The sequence below is a fragment of the Streptomyces sp. NPDC090994 genome, from assembly GCF_044768905.1.
GTDB lineage: Bacteria > Actinomycetota > Actinomycetes > Streptomycetales > Streptomycetaceae > Streptomyces.
This window is the reverse complement of sequence record NZ_JBIVWS010000021.1, coordinates 61,177-79,176: the sequence shown is the minus strand read 5'-3', so window position 1 is coordinate 79,176 and position 18,000 is coordinate 61,177. Positions and strand designations below refer to the sequence as shown.

The window sequence follows — 18,000 nt, the reverse complement described above, 5'->3', positions numbered from 1 at the left end:
GCCGAGGGGTGCGGGCACCGCCCGTATTCCGAGACCCCCCGCCTTCCCTTCCCCCCACCGGCATACGGTGGGACGCGACACCTGCACACAAGGAGAGAACCCAAAGTGGCCGAGCTGTTCTACGACGCCGACGCCGACCTGTCCATCATCCAGGGCCGCAAGGTCGCGGTCATCGGTTACGGCAGCCAGGGCCACGCCCACGCCCTGTCGCTGCGCGACTCCGGCGTCGACGTGCGCGTCGGTCTGCACGAGGGCTCGAAGTCCAAGGCCAAGGCCGAGGAGCAGGGCCTGCGCGTGGTGAGCCCCGCCGAGGCCGCCGCCGAGGCCGACGTCATCATGATCCTGGTCCCGGACCCGATCCAGGCCCAGGTCTACGAGGAGCACATCAAGGACAACCTGAAGGACGGCGACGCGCTGTTCTTCGGCCACGGCCTGAACATCCGCTACGGCTTCATCAAGCCCCCGGCCGGCGTGGACGTCTGCATGGTGGCCCCCAAGGGCCCGGGCCACCTGGTGCGCCGCCAGTACGAGGAGGGCCGCGGCGTTCCCTGCATCGCCGCCGTCGAGCAGGACGCCTCCGGCAACGCCTTCGCGCTGGCCCTGTCGTACGCCAAGGGCATCGGCGGCACCCGCGCCGGCGTCATCAAGACGACCTTCACCGAGGAGACCGAGACCGACCTCTTCGGCGAGCAGGCCGTCCTGTGCGGTGGCACGGCCGCGCTGGTCAAGGCGGGCTTCGAGACCCTGACCGAGGCCGGCTACCAGCCGGAGATCGCCTACTTCGAGTGCCTGCACGAGCTGAAGCTGATCGTGGACCTCATGTACGAGGGCGGCCTGGAGAAGATGCGCTGGTCGATCTCCGAGACCGCCGAGTGGGGCGACTACGTCACCGGCCCGCGGATCATCACCGACGCCACCAAGGCCGAGATGAAGAAGGTCCTCGCCGAGATCCAGGACGGCACGTTCGCCAAGAACTGGATGGACGAGTACCACGGCGGTCTGAAGAAGTACAACGAGTACAAGCAGCAGGACAGCGAGCACCTGCTGGAGACCACCGGCAAGGAGCTGCGCAAGCTCATGAGCTGGGTCGACGAGGAGGCGTAAGCCTCAACGGCAGGGGCCGGGGCGACAGCCCCGGCCCCTGTTGTCCAACCCGTCCAGCCACGGACGGGTGATCCTTCCGTAGCGGCGTAAGACGACGCCCTCGACGCCACTACACTGCTGCACTACATACGCGTCAGGCCCACAGCGTCGTGCGTCTTCCACGCGGCTAGCCAACCTCCACCGCTTGCGGCCGTCGGGACGGCCGTCCGCATTGGACTTGTGAGGACTCACGTGAGCTCGAACCCTGTCGTACTCATCGCTGAAGAGCTGTCGCCCGCGACCGTCGACGCGCTCGGTCCGGACTTCGAGATCCGGCACTGCAACGGAGCCGACCGCGCCGAACTGCTGACCGCCATCGCCGACGTGGACGCGATCCTGGTCCGCTCCGCCACCAAGGTCGACGCCGAGGCCATCGCCGCCGCGCAGAAACTGAAGGTCGTCGCCCGGGCCGGCGTGGGCCTGGACAACGTGGACGTCTCCGCCGCCACCAAGGCCGGCGTGATGGTCGTCAACGCCCCGACCTCCAACATCGTCACCGCCGCCGAGCTGGCCTGCGGCCTGATCGTCGCCACCGCGCGCAACATCCCGCAGGCCAACGCCGCCCTGAAGAACGGCGAGTGGAAGCGCAGCAAGTACACCGGTGTCGAGCTGGCCGAGAAGACCCTCGGCGTGGTCGGCCTCGGCCGCATCGGCGCGCTCGTCGCGCAGCGCATGTCCGCCTTCGGGATGAAGGTCGTCGCCTACGACCCCTACGTACAGCCCGCGCGGGCCGCGCAGATGGGCGTCAAGGTCCTGTCGCTGGACGAGCTGCTCGAGGTCTCCGACTTCATCACCGTCCACCTGCCCAAGACCCCCGAGACCCTCGGTCTGATCGGCGACGAGGCGCTGCGCAAGGTCAAGCCCAGCGTGCGCATCGTCAACGCCGCGCGCGGCGGCATCGTCGACGAGGAGGCGCTGTACTCGGCGCTGAAGGAGGGCCGGGTGGCCGGCGCCGGCCTCGACGTGTACGCCAAGGAGCCCTGTACGGACTCCCCGCTCTTCGAGTTCGACCAGGTCGTCTGCACCCCGCACCTGGGCGCCTCCACCGACGAGGCCCAGGAGAAGGCCGGCATCGCCGTCGCCAAGTCGGTCCGCCTCGCCCTCGCCGGTGAGCTGGTCCCGGACGCCGTCAACGTCCAGGGCGGCGTCATCGCCGAGGACGTCAAGCCGGGCCTGCCGCTCGCCGAGCGCCTCGGCCGCATCTTCACCGCGCTCGCCGGCGAGGTCGCCGTCCGCCTGGACGTCGAGGTCTACGGCGAGATCACCCAGCACGACGTGAAGGTGCTGGAGCTGTCCGCGCTCAAGGGTGTCTTCGAGGACGTCGTCGAGGAGACCGTCTCCTACGTCAACGCCCCGCTGTTCGCCCAGGAGCGCGGCGTCGAGGTCCGGCTGACGACCAGCTCGGAGTCGGCGGAGCACCGCAACGTGGTCACCGTGCGCGGCACGCTGGCAGGCGGCGAGGAGGTCTCGGTCTCCGGCACGCTGGCCGGCCCGAAGCACGTCCAGAAGATCGTCGCGGTCGGCGAGTACGACGTCGACCTCGCCCTCGCGGACCACATGCTCGTCCTGCGCTACGAGGACCGCCCCGGTGTCGTCGGCACCGTCGGCCGCATCCTCGGCGAGGCGGGCATCAACATCGCCGGCATGCAGGTCGCCCGCGCGACCGTCGGCGGCGAGGCGCTGGCCGTCCTGACGGTCGACGACACGGTGGGCTCCGCGGTGCTCGGCGAGGTCGCGTCGGAGATCGGGGCGACGTCGGCTCGATCGGTCAACCTGGTCTAGGTGACCGTCGTCCGGGGGCTGCCGCCCCCGGGCCCCCGCTTCGGCCCTGAACGGGCCTCGTCCTCACACGCCGGACGGGCTGAGTCGGTCAGCCCGTCCGGCGTTCTTTCGTGCTCTCCGACGCCGGACGGGCCGGGCTGACCACCTGTCCGGCGTGCTCGCGTCCTCTCACACGCCGGACGGGTCGAGTCGCCCGGCCTCTGCGGCGTTCTCCCGCACCCGGATGCCCTTCAGCGCCCGTGCCGCCGGGTAGGCCGCCGCCAGCAGCAGTACCGCCCCCGCCACCGCGGCGCCCCGCATCCCGCTGGTGAACGCCTCCCGTGCCGTCGTCGCCAGGGCCTCTCCCGCGGACCCCGGCAACCGGCCGGCCACCGCCAGCGCGCCGCCGAGGGTCTCGCGGGCCGCGTGCGGTGCCGAGGCCGGCATCTCGTGGTGGTAGACGGCGGTGCCGATGGAGCCGAAGACCGCCATGCTCAGCGCGCCGCCGAACTCGGTGCCGGTCTCCATCAGGGACGAGGCCGCGCCCGCCTTCTCCACCGGTGCGGAGCTGAGCGCCAGGTCGGTGAGCTGGGACATCACGGCGACGATGCCGGCGGCCAGGACGCCGCACGCGGCCAGCACCAGCCACAGGGAGTCGGTGTCCGCGAGGACCAGCAGCGCGTAGCCGCTCGCCGCGACGGCGAACCCGGCCGCGACGACGTGCGCCCGCTCCACGCCCCGCTGGACCAGCTGCGTGGCGACCGGCGCGGCGAAGCCGATGAGCACCGAGGGCAGCAGCGCCCACAGCGCCGCCTCCAGCGCGCTCTTGTCCAGCACGGACTGGATGTACTGGGTGGTGAAGTAGGTCGAGCCCATCATCCCCGCGGCCGACACCAGGTTGAGGCCGGCCGCCGGGGTGAAGCCGCGGCCCCGGAAGATGTCCGGTGAGATCAGCGGGGAGGCCGCCGTGCGCTGCCGGTGCACGAACAGCGCGGCGAACAGCAGGCCGACCGTCACCGACATCACGTACCGCACGTGCCAGCCCTCGGTCGGGATCTCCTTGAGGCCGTAGACCACGGGCAGCACGGCGGCCATCGACAGCGGGACGCTCAGCAGGTCGAAGCGGCCGGGGCGCGGGGTCTTCGACTCCGGGAGCAGGACGGGGCCGAGGAGCAGCAGCAGGGCCATCGCGGGCAGGTTGACCAGGAAGACCGAGCCCCACCAGAAGTACTCGACCAGGACGCCGCTCATCACGGAGCCCAGCGCGATCCCGGCCGTCATCACGCCGGACCACAGGCCGATCGCCTTCGCGCGCTGGCCCGGGTCGGTGAACATCGTGCGGACCAGCGCCATCGTCGACGGCATCAGGGTCGCGCCGCCGATGCCGAGGACCGCGCGGGCGGCGATCAGCGTCTCGGCGGTGTGCGCGTAGGCGGCCACCAGGGAGGCCGCGCCGAAGGCGGCGGCGCCGATCAGCAGCAGCCGGCGGCGGCCGATCCGGTCGCCCACCGCCCCCATGGTCATCAGCAGGCCGGCCAGGACGAAGCCGTAGATGTCGAAGATCCACAGCTGTTGGGCGCCGCTCGGTTCCAGGTCGGCGCTGATGGCCGGGATGGCGAAGTAGAGGACCGAGACGTCCATCGAGACCAGCAGCAGCGGAAGCATCAGCACAGCGAGCGCGGTCCATTCGCGCCGCCCGGCGCGCGTCGGGTTCGTCGTCATGGCGGAGACTGTACGCACGTCTTATACGCTTGTCTATGACGAACGTATAAGACGATCGCTTAATACGAACGTTTAGGACGGCTGTATGTATCCGGGGCTAGGCTGGCCGCATGGGACACCGTGAGGATCTGCTGGAAGGCGCCAAGCGCTGCCTGCTCGCCAAGGGGTTCGTGCGCACGACGGCGCGGGACATCGTCAAGGAGTCGGGGACCAACCTGGGGTCGATCGGCTACCACTACGGGTCGAAGGACGCGCTGCTGGCGCAGGCGTACGTGGCGATGGTCGAGGACATGTCCGAGCTGTTCGACGGCGAGATCCGCGGGGAGCCCGGGTCGCTGGAGCGGTTCGCCTCGGTGTGGTCGAACATCATCGGCACCATGCGGGAGCCGGGGTCGATGTGGCGGCTCAGCATGGAGATCGTGGCCATGGGCGACCAGCTGCCGGTGGTGCGGGATCACCTCGCGCGGGCTCAGCGGGAGGGTTCGCGCGGCTTCGTCGCGATGTTCACGGGGGTGCCCGAGGACGATCAGCCGGACGAGGTGATCGACACGCTCGGCAGTTTCTACACGACCCTGATGATGGGCCTCATGGCCCAGTGGACCTTCGATCCGAAGACCGCGCCCGAGGCCGGGCAGCTCACCGAGGGGCTGCGCCAGGTGATCCAGGCCGCCCGTGCCGCAGACGGTGCGCCTTGAGCGCCATGTGTAGGAGCAGCCGGTCCTCGCCGTCGTCCAGGTCGAGGCCGGTGAGCTGTTCGACGCGGGAGAGGCGGTAGTAGAGGGTCTGGCGGTGGATGCCCAGTTCCGCCGCCGTGCGGCCGGCCTGGCCGGCCCGGTCGAGGTAGGTCTCGGCGGTGCGGGCCAGTTCGCGGTGGGCGGGGGAGAGCAGCGCTCCTGCGGCCGGGTCCCGCGTCGCCTCCGGGGCCAGCGCCGTCAGCAGGCGGTACGGGCCGATCGACGCCCACTCGGCGACCGGGGCGAACCGGGCCTCCGCCAGGGCCGCGCGGGCCGCCGCCGACGCCTCCCGCCAGCCCGTCCCCAGCTCGGTGAGACCGGTGCGGGCGGCGGCCACCCCGGCGGCGCAGCCGGTGCCCCCGAGGCCCCGCGCCCGTTCCAGCAGCCGCCCCGCCGCGGTCACCGCCGGGGCCGGTACGTCCACCGAGCGCAGCCGCACCAGCAGCGCCAGCGCGTACGCGGAGACACCCCACGGCACCGTGCACAGCGCCGTCGCCCCCGGCACCGTACGCACCGACGGGGTGTCGTCCGGGTCGGCCGAGGGCCAGGGCGCGACGCACACCACCGTGTGCGGGACCCCGGCGCGCGGCCCGAGCGCGGTGCGCAGCTCGGCGACGGCCATGTCCTGCTGCCAGCCCGGCTCGGCGGTGAGGACGGCCCGCAGCTCCCGGCTGAGGTCGGCGCCGTGCTGGGCCTCGTCGGCGAGCAGCGCCCCGATCCGGGCGGTGACCGCCATGGCGGCGCTCAGCTGCCGCGCGGTCGGCCCCGGATCGGTGTCGAGGAGCCATACGTAGCCCAGCGCCACTCCCCGATGGCGTACCGGCAGACAGATCCGGCCCCGGTGCACCCCCGCCTCCGGGGTGGGCGGGATGCGGACCGGGCGGGTGGCCCGGGTGATGCCGAACCCCTCGAACCAGGCGCGGACCGCCGGGGTCGAGCGCCGGGTCAGGATCGAGCGGGCGCGCACCGGGTCCAGCGCGGAGGGATCGAGGTCGCCCTCACTGTCGTAGGCGCCGAAGGCGATCAGCTCGAAGTCCCGGTTCTCCAGGGTGGCGGGCGCACCCAGCAGCTCCGAGATCTCGTCGACCAGCTCCTGGTAGTCACCCTGGGAATCCGACGTCACCCGGGCATTCTCCCCCATCCCGGTACGCCTTTCATACATGTGTCTGAGATCTGCGGCACGGATGCGTGACAGCTGTCGATGGCCCAGGATCGGAGCCATCCTTAGGTTTCACGGTGGCCGACCTTGTTGTTCCGTCAGTGGAGGTGCCCCGTGCTGGGTCCCGTGATTCTCGCCGCGTCGCGCAGCGACCGCATGCGCCGTCTGGTCTCGGCGGCGCCGGTGACCAAGCAGGTCGTCGACCGTTTCATCCCCGGCGAGGGCGTCGACGAGATCGTCCCGATCATCCGGGACCTCACGGCGAAGGGCCTGGAGCTGACGATGGACGTCGTCGGCGAGGACATCACCACGCCGGAGCAGGCCGCCGCCGCCCGCGACGCCTACCTGGAGCTGATCGACCGGCTCAAGCCGCTCGACCTCGGCACGCGCGCGGAGATGTCCGTGAAGCTGTCGATGTTCGGGCAGGCGCTGGACGGCGGCCACGAGCTGGCGCTCGCCAACGTCCGTCCGGTCGTCGAGGCGGCCGCGGAGATCGGCACCACGGTCACGCTCGACGCCGAGGACCACACCACCCTCGACTCGATGTTCGCCGTCCACGAGGAACTGCGGAAGGACTATCCGCAGACCGGCTGCGTGATCCAGGCGTACCTGTTCCGCACCGAGGCCGACGCGCGCCGGCTCGCCGCGGCCGGCGCTCGCGTACGGTTGGTGAAGGGCGCCTACAAGGAGCCCGCCGAGGTCGCGTACCAGGACAAGCACGAGATCGACAAGGCGTACGTGCGCGTGCTGCGGACGCTGATGGACGGCGAGGGCTACCCGATGGTCGGGTCCCACGACCCGCGTCTGATCGCCATCGCCCAGGAACTCGCCCACCGCGCCGGGCGCAAGCCCGACGAGTACGAGTTCCAGATGCTCTACGGCATCCGCGGCGACGAGCACCTGCGACTGGTCGCCGAGGGCCACCGCATGCGCGTCTACACCGCCTACGGCACGGACTGGTACGGCTACTTCATGAGGCGTCTGGCGGAGAAGCCGGCCAACCTCCGGTTCTTCGTCCGCTCGATGGTCACCAAGGGCTGAGCCCGCACCCGCTCGCACACCGTTCAAGTCAAGGAGTCACGAACAACATGGACGCTGTGACCCAGGTCCCCACCCCCGTCAACGAGCCGGTGCACGGCTACGCCCCCGGCTCGCCCGAGCGCGCCCGGCTGGAGGCCAAGCTCACGGAGCTGGCCGAGAACCCGATCGACCTGCCCTGCACCATCGGCGGCGTCAAGCGGATGGGCGGCGGCGACCGGTTCGACGTCGTACAGCCGCACAACCACAAGGCCCGCCTGGGCACGTACGCCAACGCCACCCGGCAGGACGCCCAGGACGCCGTCGACGCCGCCCTCGCCGCCGCCCCGGCCTGGCGCGCGATGTCCTTCGACGACCGCGCGGCGATCATCCTGCGCGCCGCCGAGCTGCTGTCCGGCCCGTGGCGCGAGACGCTGGCCGCCTCCACCATGCTCGGCCAGTCCAAGACCGCCCAGCAGGCCGAGATCGACACGCCCTGCGAGCTGGTCGACTTCTGGCGGTTCAACGTCTCCTACGCCCGCCGGATCCTGGCCGAGCAGCCCCCGGCCAACGCTCCGGGCGTCTGGAACCGCCTGGACCACCGCCCGCTGGAGGGCTTCGTCTACGCGATCACGCCGTTCAACTTCACGGCGATCGCCGCCAACCTGCCCACCGCCCCCGCCCTGATGGGCAACGTGGTGGTCTGGAAGCCGTCCCCGACGCAGACCCACGCCGCCGTGCTGATGATGGAGCTGCTGGAGGAGGCCGGGCTCCCCAAGGGCGTCATCAACCTCGTCACCGGTGACGGCCTGGAGGTCTCCGAGGTCGCCCTGAACCACCGCGACCTGGCCGGCATCCACTTCACCGGCTCGACCAAGACCTTCCAGCACCTGTGGAAGACGGTCGGCAACAACATCGAGAAGTACCGCACCTACCCGCGCCTGGTCGGCGAGACCGGCGGCAAGGACTTCGTCGTCGCCCACCCGAGCGCCGACCGCGCCGTGCTGAAGACCGCCCTGACCCGCGGCGCCTTCGAGTACCAGGGCCAGAAGTGCTCCGCCACCTCCCGCGCCTACATCCCGGCGTCCATCTGGAACGACGGCTTCAAGGAGGAGTTCGCGGCCGAGGTCGACGGCATCGCCATGGGTGACGTCACCGACCTGTCGAACTTCATCGGCGCCGTCATCGACGAGCGCGCCTTCGCCAAGAACAAGGCCGCCATCGACCGGGCCGCGGCCGACCCGGCCTGCACGATCGTCGCGGGCGGCACCTACGACGACTCGGTCGGGTACTTCGTCCGCCCGACGGTCATCGAGTGCACCGACCCGGAGAACGAGGTCTTCACCACCGAGTACTTCGGCCCGATCCTCGCCGTCCACGTCTACGACGACGAGAAGTACGACGAGACGCTGACGCAGATGGAGTCGGTGTCGGACTACGCGCTCACCGGGTCGGTCATCGCCAACGACCGTGCCGCCGCCGCGTACACGATGGAGAAGCTGCGCTACGCGGCCGGCAACTTCTACATCAACGACAAGTCGACCGGCGCCGTCGTCGGCCAGCAGCCCTTCGGCGGCGGCCGGGCCTCCGGCACCAACGACAAGGCCGGTGCCCCGCAGAACCTGATGCGCTGGACCCTGACCCGCGCCGTCAAGGAGTCGCTGGTCTCCCCGACCGACTACCGCTACCCGCACATGGGCTGACGTCCCCCTGATACCGGACGGGCCAGGTCTCCCCCCGACCTGGCCCGTCCTCCGTCTCAGATAGTAGGAAGTCCGAGTAATTGTGGAGACAGGGGCGTGCTCCTCGCTTAGCTTTGTAGGAGCCGAACGTCTCGCTCGACCCAGCGAATGGCGGACGTGAGCCGGGCCCCGCGCAGGCGATCCCTGCGGTCCGACGCTCCCCGCCCCTTCCGGCCCGTCACGTTCCTCCCGTGTGCCGAAGGAGCCGATCCCATGGCCGAGACGACCACCCGCCGCCGAGTCCGCCACGCCTCCCGTACCAGCGAGTCCGACCGGAAGAACGCCGCCGCAGCCCTCCAGCGTGCCCTCGACCGCCGGGACAACGGCGGCGCCACCGGCCACTGAGCCGGGCGGTCACCGCCCGCGCCGCACCTCGAAGTGGTCGACGCGGGTGCCCTCCGGCGTCAGCGCCGAGACCTTCAGCTTCGGCGCGGCGCCCGCCTGAGCCTCCACGCTGAGGAACGAGAAGCCCCGGTAGCGCACCCGCGACCACTGGACCGTCTCCGCCTTGCGGTCCCGGGACCGGGTCCAGCGGAAGCTGTCCACCGGCTCGTCGCGGGCGGTCCGCCCCTCGTGGCTCTCCGGCACGCCCGCCGGAAAGCCGTACAGCTCCTTGCCGCCGCCGCCCGCGGTGACGTACACCGTCCCGTCCCGGGTGGGGTCGGTCCACTCGCCGACCGGGACCGGGCGGCCCACCTCCCCGCCCTTGATCGCGTCGGTCCGCTCGTAGACGTGGTTGTGCCCGTTGATCACCAGGTCCACCTGGTGGCGGGCGAACAGCGGCACCCACTCGGCGCGCACCCCGCCGTCCGAGGCGTGCGTCGACGTCGAGTACGCGCAGTGGTGGAAGAAGACGACGACGAAGTCCACCTCCGGCGCCGCCCGCAGCTGGGCCAGCCTCCGCGCCAGCCAGCGCGTCTGCCGGCCCTCCGTGACGCCGAGGTTGGCCGGCAGTTCGTAGGACACGTCGTTGGCGTCGAGCGCCACGACGCCCACGTTGCCGTAGGTGAAGGAGTACACCCCCGGCGCCGTACGTGGGTCGAAGCCGCTGTCCGGCAGGGAGAAACGGGCCAGCTGGCCGCCGTACCCGTCCGGCGAGTACCACGCCTCCATGTCGTGGTTGCCGGTCGTCACCATCCACGGCACCGAACGCGCCACCGGCTCCGTCTGCTTCAGGAACCGGTCCCACTGCGTGGCGTCGTACAGGTCCGACTTCTCGCCGCGCCCCTTGTCGTTGGCGTAGCAGATGTCCCCGGCGTGCAGGTGGAAGGCCGGGTCCTGGCGCAGCAGGACGCGGTTGTTGGCCACCGCCTCCGCGCCGACGCCCTGGTCGCCGAAGGCCGTGAAGACGAAACGCTCCGGCGGCGTGGCGGGTGCCGTGCGGAAGGAGGCGATGGTGGCGCGGTGGGCCGGCGCCGCCGGGTCGAAGCCCTCGTGGCCGACGCCGTAGTAGTACGTCGTGCCGGGCCGCAGGCCGTCCAGGGCCGCGTGCACGTAGTACTGCTCGGCCGCCGGGCGTACGCCGCCCAGGGCCGGGGTGGTCAGCTCACGCACCTCGGCCTCGACACGGCGGCCCAGGTCGTCGGGGCGCGGCCCGACCCGGACGAACGGCCGGCGCACCGCCAGCGGCACCTGCCAGGAGATCCGCATCTGCCGCATCGGATCCGCGCCGAACGCCAGATGACGGCCGAACGGCGCGACCACCGCCCCGGAGACGGCCGTCGAAGCGGCCGGTGACGCGGCCGGGGCGGACGCGGACCGGACGTCACGGCCGGAGCAGCCGGTCAGCAGCCCGCTCGCCACCGCCCCCGCCGTCACCAGCGTCCGGCGCCGGGAGAGCCGGGTGCGCAGATACTCGTACTGCTCCGCCATGCTCAGCCGGCGCGCCAGGTCCGCACGGATGCCGAAGTCGGGGATGTCCATGCGGCCATTGATGCCCCGCGCGGGCCAACGCCCGCACCGCGCACGGGTGAACGGGGGTCGACGGACGGGCGTCGGATGTCCGTATGGCGGACGGTGTGTGTCATCCCATGGGACGGGGAGTAGGGTGCCCGCATGTCTCGCAGCATCGATCTCGCAGTCATCCCCGGCGACGGCATCGGCCAGGAGGTCGTGGCCGAAGGCCTGAAGGTCCTCTCCGCCGTCCTCCCGCAGGATGTGAAGCTGGAGACCAAGGAGTTCGACTTCGGCGCCCGGCGCTACCACGCCACCGGTGAGACCCTCACCGACGCCGACCTCGACGCGCTGAAGAAGCACGACGCCATCCTGCTCGGCGCCATCGGCGACCCGAGCGTCCCCTCCGGCGTCCTGGAGCGCGGCTTCCTGCTCAAGCTCCGCTTCGCCTTCGACCACCACGTCAACCTGCGCCCGAGCAAGCTGCTCCCGGGCGTCGAGACCCCGCTGGCCGGCCAGCCGGAGATCGACTTCGTGGTCGTCCGCGAGGGCACCGAGGGCCCGTACACCGGCAACGGCGGCACCATCCGCAAGGGCACGCCCCACGAGGTCGCCACCGAGGTGTCCGTCAACACCGCCTACGGTGTCGAGCGCGTCGTCCGCGACGCCTTCGCCCGCGCCCAGGCCCGCCCCCGCAAGAAGCTCACGCTGGTCCACAAGAACAACGTGCTGACCTTCGCGGGCCACCTGTGGACCAACGTCTTCAACGAGGTGGCCGAGGAGTTCCCCGAGGTCACCACCGACTACATCCACGTCGACGCGGCCACCATCTACCTGGTGACCCAGCCCGAGCGCTTCGACGTGATCGTCACCGACAACCTCTTCGGCGACATCATCACCGACCTCGCCGCGGCCGTCTCCGGCGGCATCGGCGTCGCCGCCAGCGGGAACATCAACCCGTCCGGCGAGTACCCCTCGATGTTCGAGCCGGTCCACGGCTCCGCGCCCGACATCGCCGGCCAGGGCAAGGCCGACCCCAGCGCCACCGTGCTCTCCGTCGCCCTGCTGCTGCGCCACCTCGGCTACGAGGCCGAGGCGACCCGGATCGAGGAGGCGGTCGCGGCCGACCTCGGCGAGCGGGCGGGCAAGCCCGCGCGCTCCACCTCCGAGATCGGTGACGCCCTCGCCGTACGAGTAGCCGGCTGACCGGGCCGCGCACTCGAAACTGAAGCATTCGAAGCCGCCGGGTCCGGAAAAACAAGGCACCCGGCGGCTTTCACCTGTCCCCGCGGGGTGCGACCATCGAAACCTGGGCCGCATTCACCCCGTTTCCTCCGTCGTTCCCTCGGTCACGGGCCGCGCGCGATAATCGAACGCGGGGCCGCGCCATGCGGGAATGCTCGGACGTCCTACCACTGGCCACTGGCAGTACGGGCGTGGACGCGGCCCGTCACGACAACCGGTGAAGGACAACAACCCATGACGACGCCCACGACGCCCACGATCGAGCTCAAGCCCTCCGCCAGTCCGCTCTCCGCCGCCGAGCGCGACGCGATACTGGCCAACCCGGGGTTCGGTCGCCACTTCACCGATCACATGGTGACGATCAAGTGGACCGAGGGCCGCGGCTGGCACGACGGCCGGCTCGTTCCCTACGCCCCGCTCTCCCTCGACCCGGCCACGATGGTCCTGCACTACGCGCAGGAGATCTTCGAGGGACTGAAGGCGTACCGCCGGCCCGACGGCTCCGTCGCCACCTTCCGGCCGGAGAAGAACGCCCGCCGCTTCCAGGCGTCCGCGCGCCGGCTCGGCATGCCCGAGCTGCCCGAGGAGGCGTTCATCGCGGCGTGCGACGCGCTGGTCAGGCAGGACCAGGCGTGGGTCCCGGCGCACGGCGGCGAGGAGTCCCTCTACCTGCGCCCCTTCATGATCGCCACCGAGGTCGGCCTGGGCGTCAAGCCGGCCAACGAGTACCTCTTCATCGTCATCGCCTCCCCGGCCGGCGCCTACTTCCCCGGCGGTGTGAAGCCGGTCTCCATCTGGGTCTCCGAGGACCGCGTCCGCGCCGTCCCCGGCGGCATGGGCGACGCCAAGACCGGCGGCAACTACGCCGCCTCCCTGCTCGCCCAGGCCGAGGCCGCCAAGCAGGGCTGCGACCAGGTCTGCTACCTCGACGCCATCGAGCGCAAGTGGGTCGAGGAGCTGGGCGGCATGAACCTGTACTTCGTCTACGGCAACAAGATCGTCACCCCCACGCTCACCGGCTCCATCCTGGAGGGCGTCACCCGCGACTCGCTCCTCACCGTCGCCCGTGACCTCGGCTACGAGGCCGAGGAGGGCCGGGTCTCCGTGGACCAGTGGCAGCGCGACTCCGAGAACGGCACCCTCACCGAGGTCTTCGCCTGCGGCACGGCGGCCGTGATCACGCCCGTCGGCACGGTCAAGCGGGCCGGCGCCCAGTGGCAGCAGGGCGGCGGCGAGCCCGGCGAGGTCACCATGCGGCTGCGCCGGGCCCTGCTGGACATCCAGCGCGGCACGGCCGAGGACACCCACGGCTGGATGCGCACGCTCGCCTGAGCCGGCGGCGGCGGCGCGGGGCCGGGCCGTCTTGGACTCCACGTCCAGGGCGGCCCTTTTCTGTGCGCTGCATTTTGAGTACCGCTCAAATAGTCAGCGGACGCGTCTTGGGTGTCTCGACGTCATGATTTAGAGTGCTGCTCTAAGTGAGGAGGCGTACCCGTGCGACTGACCCCGACCGAACGTGACCGGCTGCTGCTGTTCTCGGCCGCCGAGCTGGCCCGCGCCCGCAAGGCGCGCGGCCTGCGGCTGAACGTGCCGGAGGCGACCGCGCTGATCGCCGACACCGTCTGCGAGGCGGCCCGCGACGGCGCCCGGCTCGCCGAGGCCGTCGAACGCGCCCGGTCCGTCCTCGGCCCCGACGACGTCCTGCCGGGCGTCGCGGACGTGGTCACCGAGGTGCACGTCGAGGCGGTCTTCGACGACGGCTCCCGGCTCGCGGTGGTCACCGGCCCGATCGGCGGGGGCCTCGGGGAGGCGGCGCCGGGCGCGCTGCTGCCCGGACCGGAGCACACCGAGCCCCGGGCGGCGGTACGGCTACCGGTCACCAACACCGCCACCGTGCCCGTCTCGGTCACCTCCCACTTCCACTTCTTCGAGGCCAACCCGCGCCTCGACTTCGACCGGGAGCGGGCCTACGGCATGCGGCTCGCCGTCCCCGCCGGGTCCTCGGTCCGCTTCGGCCCCGGCGAGCGCGTCGAGGTCGGGCTCGTCCCGATCGGCGGGGCGCGGACCGTGACCGGGTTCGCCGGGCTGGTCGACGGGCCGCTGGACGCGCCGGGCGCGCGGGCCGAGGCCCTGCGCCGCGCCGCCGCCTGCGGTTACCTGGGGGCCGGTCGTCCGGGAGCCGCCGAGTGAACCCGTACGAGTACGCCGCCACCCACGGCCCCCGGGCCGGCGACCGCCTCCGCCTCGGCGACTCGGGGCTGGTGATCCGGGTGGCGGCCGACGCCCAGCGGTACGGCGACGAGTTCCTGGCCGGGTTCGGCAAGACCGCCCGCGACGGACTGCACCTGAAGGCCGCCGCCGTCCGCGACACCTGCGACGTCGTGATCAGCAACGTCGTCGTGATCGATGCGGCGCAGGGCATCCGCAAGGTGTCCATCGGCATCCGCGAGGGCCGGATCAGCGGCATCGGCCGGGCCGGGAACCCCGACACCCTCGACGGCGTGGACGTCGTCGTCGGCACCGGCACCACCATCGTCTCCGGCGAGGGGCTCATCGCCACCGCCGGCGCCGTCGACACCCACGTCCACCTGCTCTCCCCGCGCGTCATGGAGGCCTCGCTCGCGTCCGGCGTCACCACGATCATCGGGCAGGAGTTCGGGCCGGTGTGGGGCGTCGGCGTCAACTCGCCCTGGGCGCTGCGGCACGCCTTCGCGGCGTTCGACGCCTGGCCGGTGAACATCGGCTTCCTGGCCCGCGGCTCCTCCTCCCACCCGGCGCCGCTCACCGAGGCACTCGCCGAGGGCGGCGCCTCCGGCTTCAAGGTCCACGAGGACATGGGCGCCCACACCCGCGCCCTGGACACCGCGCTGCGCGTCGCCGAGGAACACGACGTCCAGGTCGCCCTGCACAGCGACGGCCTGAACGAGTGCCTGTCCGTGGAGGACACGCTCAGGGTGCTGGAGGGCCGGACCGTCCACGCCTTCCACATCGAGGGCTGCGGCGGCGGACACGTCCCCAACGTCCTGAAGATGGCCGGCGTCCCGAACGTCATCGGCTCCTCCACCAACCCCACCCTGCCCTTCGGCCGGGACGCGGTCGCCGAGCACTACGGCATGATCGTCTCCGTCCACGACCTCAAGACCGACCTGCCCGGCGACGCCGCGATGGCCCGCGACCGCATCCGCGCCTCGACGATGGGCGCCGAGGACGTGCTGCACGACCTGGGCGCCATCGGCATCACCTCCTCCGACGCGCAGGGCATGGGCCGGGCCGGCGAGACGGTCCGCCGTACCTTCGCGATGGCCGGGAAGATGAAGGCCGAGTGCGGCGCGGACGGCGACGACGACAACGAACGCGTCCTGCGGTACATCGCCAAGCTGACCATCAACCCGGCCATCGCCCACGGCCTCGCCCACGAGGTCGGCTCGATCGAGACCGGCAAACTCGCCGACCTCGTGCTGTGGCGCCCGGAGTACTTCGGCGCCAAACCGCAGCTGGTCCTCAAGTCCGGCTTCCCGGCGTACGGCGTCACCGGCGACCCCAACGCGGCCACCGACACCTGCGAACCCCTCGTCCTGGGCCCGCAGTTCGGCGCCCACGGCGCCACGCCCGCCGAACTGTCCGTGGCCTTCGTCGCGCGGGCCGCCCTCGACCAGGGCAACGACACCCTGCCCACCCGCCGGCGCCGGGTCGCCGTACGCGGCACCCGCGGCATCGGCCCCGCCGACCTGCGCCTGAACACCCGTACCGGACAGGTCGACGTCGACCAGCGCACCGGCCTGGTCACCCTCGACGGCGACCCGGTCCGCTCGGCACCGGCCGACTCCGTCTCCCTCAACCGCCTGTACTTCCTCTAGGACCGCCGATGACCTACCGCATGCCCCCCGAGTGGGCCCCGCACGAACGCACCTGGATGGCGTGGCCCGGCCCCAACCCGACCTTCGGCGACGCCGCCGAGCTGGCCGGGGCCCGCGCCGCCTGGGCGTCGGTGGCCCGTGCCGTACGCCGCTTCGAACCGGTGACGATGGTGCACGGCCCCGGCCAGGGCGAGGGGGCGCGCGAACTGCTCGGCCCCGGCATCGACCTGGTCGAACGCCCTCTGGACGACGCGTGGATGCGCGACATCGGGCCGACCTTCGTCACCGACGGGAGGGGCGGGCTGGCCGCCGTGGACTGGGTGTTCAACGGCTGGGGTGCCCAGGACTGGGCCCGCTGGGACCACGACTCCGACATCGCCCGCCAGGTCGCCGGGCTGGCCGGGGCACCGGTCCTGAGCAGCACGCTCGTCAACGAGGGCGGCGCGATCCACGTCGACGGCGAGGGCACGGTCCTGCTGACCGACACCGTCCAGCTCGGCGCCGGCCGCAACCCCGGCTGGACCCGCGCCGAGGTCGAGGCGGAGGTCCACGCCAAGCTCGGCACCAGCAAGGCGATCTGGCTCCCGCACGGCCTGACCGCCGACTACGGCACCTACGGCACCCAGGGGCACGTCGACATCGTCGCGGCCTTCGCCCGGCCCGGCACCGTCCTCGTCCACACCCAGCGCGACCCGGCCCACCCCGACCACGCCCGCTCGCTGGCCCACCTGGAGGTCCTGCGCGGCCGGACCGACGCGCGAGGCCGCCGCCTGGAGGTCGTCGAGGTCCCGGCCCCGGCCGTCCTCAGGGACGAGAACGGCGACTGGGTCGACTACTCGTACATCAACCACTACCTGTGCAACGGCGGCGTGGTCCTGTGCGCCTTCGACGACCCGAACGACGCACCCGCCGCCGACCTCTTCCGCCGCCTGTTCCCCGACCGCACGGTGACCCAGGTGGACGCCCGTACGATCTTCGCGAACGGTGGAGGCATCCACTGCGTCACGCAACAGCAGCCGAGGGTCTGACGGAGTGAGGAGTCGGGAATGGCAGGGGCGGCAGGCGCGGCGGGCGCGGCAGGCGCGGCCAGGGCGCGGAAGAACGCCCCGCCGCGCGAGGACGTCCTCGCCACCGCCATGGAGATGATCGCCGCCCGCGGCCTGGAGAAACTGACCATGGCGGCGCTCGGCCGCGAGGTCGGTATGAGCAGCGGCCACCTCCTCTACTACTTCCGCAGCAAGGACGAACTGCTGCTGCGCACCCTGGAGTGGAGCGAGGGCCGCCTCGGCGCCGAGCGCGCCCGGCTGCTCACCGCCTGCGGCCCGGTCCGCGCACGCCTCGACGCCTATGTGGAGCTGTACCTTCCCGACGGCCACCGCGACCCGCACTGGACGCTGTGGCTGGAGGTGTGGAACCGCTCGCAGAACGCCGCCGCCGACTCGGACGCCCGCGACCGGCAGGCCGCCATCGAGGGCGCCTGGCACCGCGACCTGGCCGCCCTGCTGGCGGAGGGGGTCTCGCGGGGCGAGTTCCGCGCCGTCGACCCCGACCGGTTCGCCACCCGCCTGCGGGCCCTGCTGGACGGCTTCGCCATCAACGTGGCGATCGGTCTGCGGGGGAGCGGGAGGGCGGAGGCCCTCGGCCACGTACGGGAGTTCCTGGCCGAGACCCTGCTCGCGGACGCCTGATCTCGCGTCCGGGTTGTACGCAATACGGGTGATTGACCC

At 71.8% G+C, this 18,000-nt stretch carries 15 protein-coding genes; 12 read left to right on the top strand and 3 right to left on the bottom strand.

The window, feature by feature from the left end; translation table 11 throughout:
• Nucleotides 1-105 precede the first annotated feature (105 nt).
• Both ilvC and serA read left to right on the top strand, forming a co-directional pair.
• Entirely contained in the window at nt 106-1,104 is a 999-nt protein-coding gene (gene ilvC / locus ACIQR3_RS30940; protein WP_403543935.1) for a ketol-acid reductoisomerase, read from the top strand.
• A 231-nt stretch (nt 1,105-1,335) separates the two neighbouring features.
• On the top strand, nt 1,336-2,925 hold the full coding sequence (serA, locus tag ACIQR3_RS30935) for a phosphoglycerate dehydrogenase (protein WP_403543934.1): 1,590 nt from the start codon (nt 1,336-1,338) through the stop codon (nt 2,923-2,925).
• A gap of 168 nt (nt 2,926-3,093) precedes the next feature.
• Here the strand turns inward: serA and ACIQR3_RS30930 are convergent, their stop codons facing one another.
• A complete protein-coding gene (locus ACIQR3_RS30930) occupies nt 3,094-4,626 on the bottom strand; it encodes an MFS transporter (RefSeq protein ID WP_403543933.1) in 1,533 nt (510 codons plus the stop codon).
• A 110-nt stretch (nt 4,627-4,736) separates the two neighbouring features.
• On the opposite strand from ACIQR3_RS30930, the gene ACIQR3_RS30925 reads away from it, so the two are divergent.
• On the top strand, nt 4,737-5,321 hold the full coding sequence (locus ACIQR3_RS30925; protein ID WP_403543932.1) for a TetR/AcrR family transcriptional regulator: 585 nt from the start codon (nt 4,737-4,739) through the stop codon (nt 5,319-5,321).
• On the opposite strand, the gene ACIQR3_RS30920 is transcribed toward ACIQR3_RS30925, so the two are convergent.
• Entirely contained in the window at nt 5,263-6,501 is a 1,239-nt protein-coding gene (locus tag ACIQR3_RS30920; protein ID WP_403543931.1) for a PucR family transcriptional regulator, read from the bottom strand. The two genes, ACIQR3_RS30925 and ACIQR3_RS30920, sit on opposite strands and share 59 nt — an antisense overlap.
• 132 nt (nt 6,502-6,633) lie before the next feature.
• On the opposite strand from ACIQR3_RS30920, the gene ACIQR3_RS30915 reads away from it, so the two are divergent.
• The 3 genes from ACIQR3_RS30915 to ACIQR3_RS30905 all read left to right on the top strand — a co-directional run bounded on the left by ACIQR3_RS30915 (nt 6,634) and on the right by ACIQR3_RS30905 (nt 9,623).
• Nucleotides 6,634-7,560, top strand: a complete 927-nt coding sequence (locus tag ACIQR3_RS30915; RefSeq protein WP_403543930.1) for a proline dehydrogenase family protein — start codon at nt 6,634-6,636, stop codon at nt 7,558-7,560.
• A 47-nt stretch (nt 7,561-7,607) separates the two neighbouring features.
• The gene (pruA, locus tag ACIQR3_RS30910) at nt 7,608-9,239 is read left to right on the top strand and encodes an L-glutamate gamma-semialdehyde dehydrogenase (RefSeq protein WP_403543929.1); all 1,632 of its coding nucleotides are present in this window, start codon (nt 7,608-7,610) and stop codon (nt 9,237-9,239) included.
• A 252-nt stretch (nt 9,240-9,491) separates the two neighbouring features.
• On the top strand, nt 9,492-9,623 hold the full coding sequence (locus ACIQR3_RS30905) for a hypothetical protein (protein ID WP_285442520.1): 132 nt from the start codon (nt 9,492-9,494) through the stop codon (nt 9,621-9,623).
• A gap of 9 nt (nt 9,624-9,632) precedes the next feature.
• Here ACIQR3_RS30905 and ACIQR3_RS30900 read toward each other — a convergent pair whose 3' ends face one another.
• Nucleotides 9,633-11,201, bottom strand: a complete 1,569-nt coding sequence (locus ACIQR3_RS30900) for a purple acid phosphatase family protein (protein WP_403543928.1) — start codon at nt 11,199-11,201, stop codon at nt 9,633-9,635.
• 132 nt (nt 11,202-11,333) lie between these two features.
• Between ACIQR3_RS30900 and ACIQR3_RS30895 the strand changes: the two genes are divergently transcribed.
• From ACIQR3_RS30895 to ACIQR3_RS30870, 6 genes are all read left to right on the top strand, one after another.
• Nucleotides 11,334-12,377, top strand: a complete 1,044-nt coding sequence (locus ACIQR3_RS30895; RefSeq protein WP_403543927.1) for a 3-isopropylmalate dehydrogenase — start codon at nt 11,334-11,336, stop codon at nt 12,375-12,377.
• Between the two features lie 273 nt (nt 12,378-12,650).
• Nucleotides 12,651-13,748, top strand: a complete 1,098-nt coding sequence (locus tag ACIQR3_RS30890; RefSeq protein ID WP_403543926.1) for a branched-chain amino acid aminotransferase — start codon at nt 12,651-12,653, stop codon at nt 13,746-13,748.
• A 162-nt stretch (nt 13,749-13,910) separates the two neighbouring features.
• A complete protein-coding gene (ureA, locus tag ACIQR3_RS30885; protein ID WP_403543925.1) occupies nt 13,911-14,606 on the top strand; it encodes an urease subunit gamma in 696 nt (231 codons plus the stop codon).
• Nucleotides 14,564-16,273 carry an urease subunit alpha gene (locus ACIQR3_RS30880; protein WP_403543972.1) on the top strand — a complete coding sequence of 570 codons (1,710 nt, stop codon included), beginning with the start codon at nt 14,564-14,566 and terminating at the stop codon, nt 16,271-16,273. Before ureA ends, ACIQR3_RS30880 begins: the two co-directional genes overlap by 43 nt.
• A gap of 8 nt (nt 16,274-16,281) precedes the next feature.
• Entirely contained in the window at nt 16,282-17,301 is a 1,020-nt protein-coding gene (locus tag ACIQR3_RS30875; protein WP_403543924.1) for an agmatine/peptidylarginine deiminase, read from the top strand.
• An 18-nt stretch (nt 17,302-17,319) separates the two neighbouring features.
• The gene (locus ACIQR3_RS30870) at nt 17,320-17,961 is read left to right on the top strand and encodes a TetR/AcrR family transcriptional regulator (protein ID WP_403543923.1); all 642 of its coding nucleotides are present in this window, start codon (nt 17,320-17,322) and stop codon (nt 17,959-17,961) included.
• Nucleotides 17,962-18,000 lie beyond the last annotated feature (39 nt).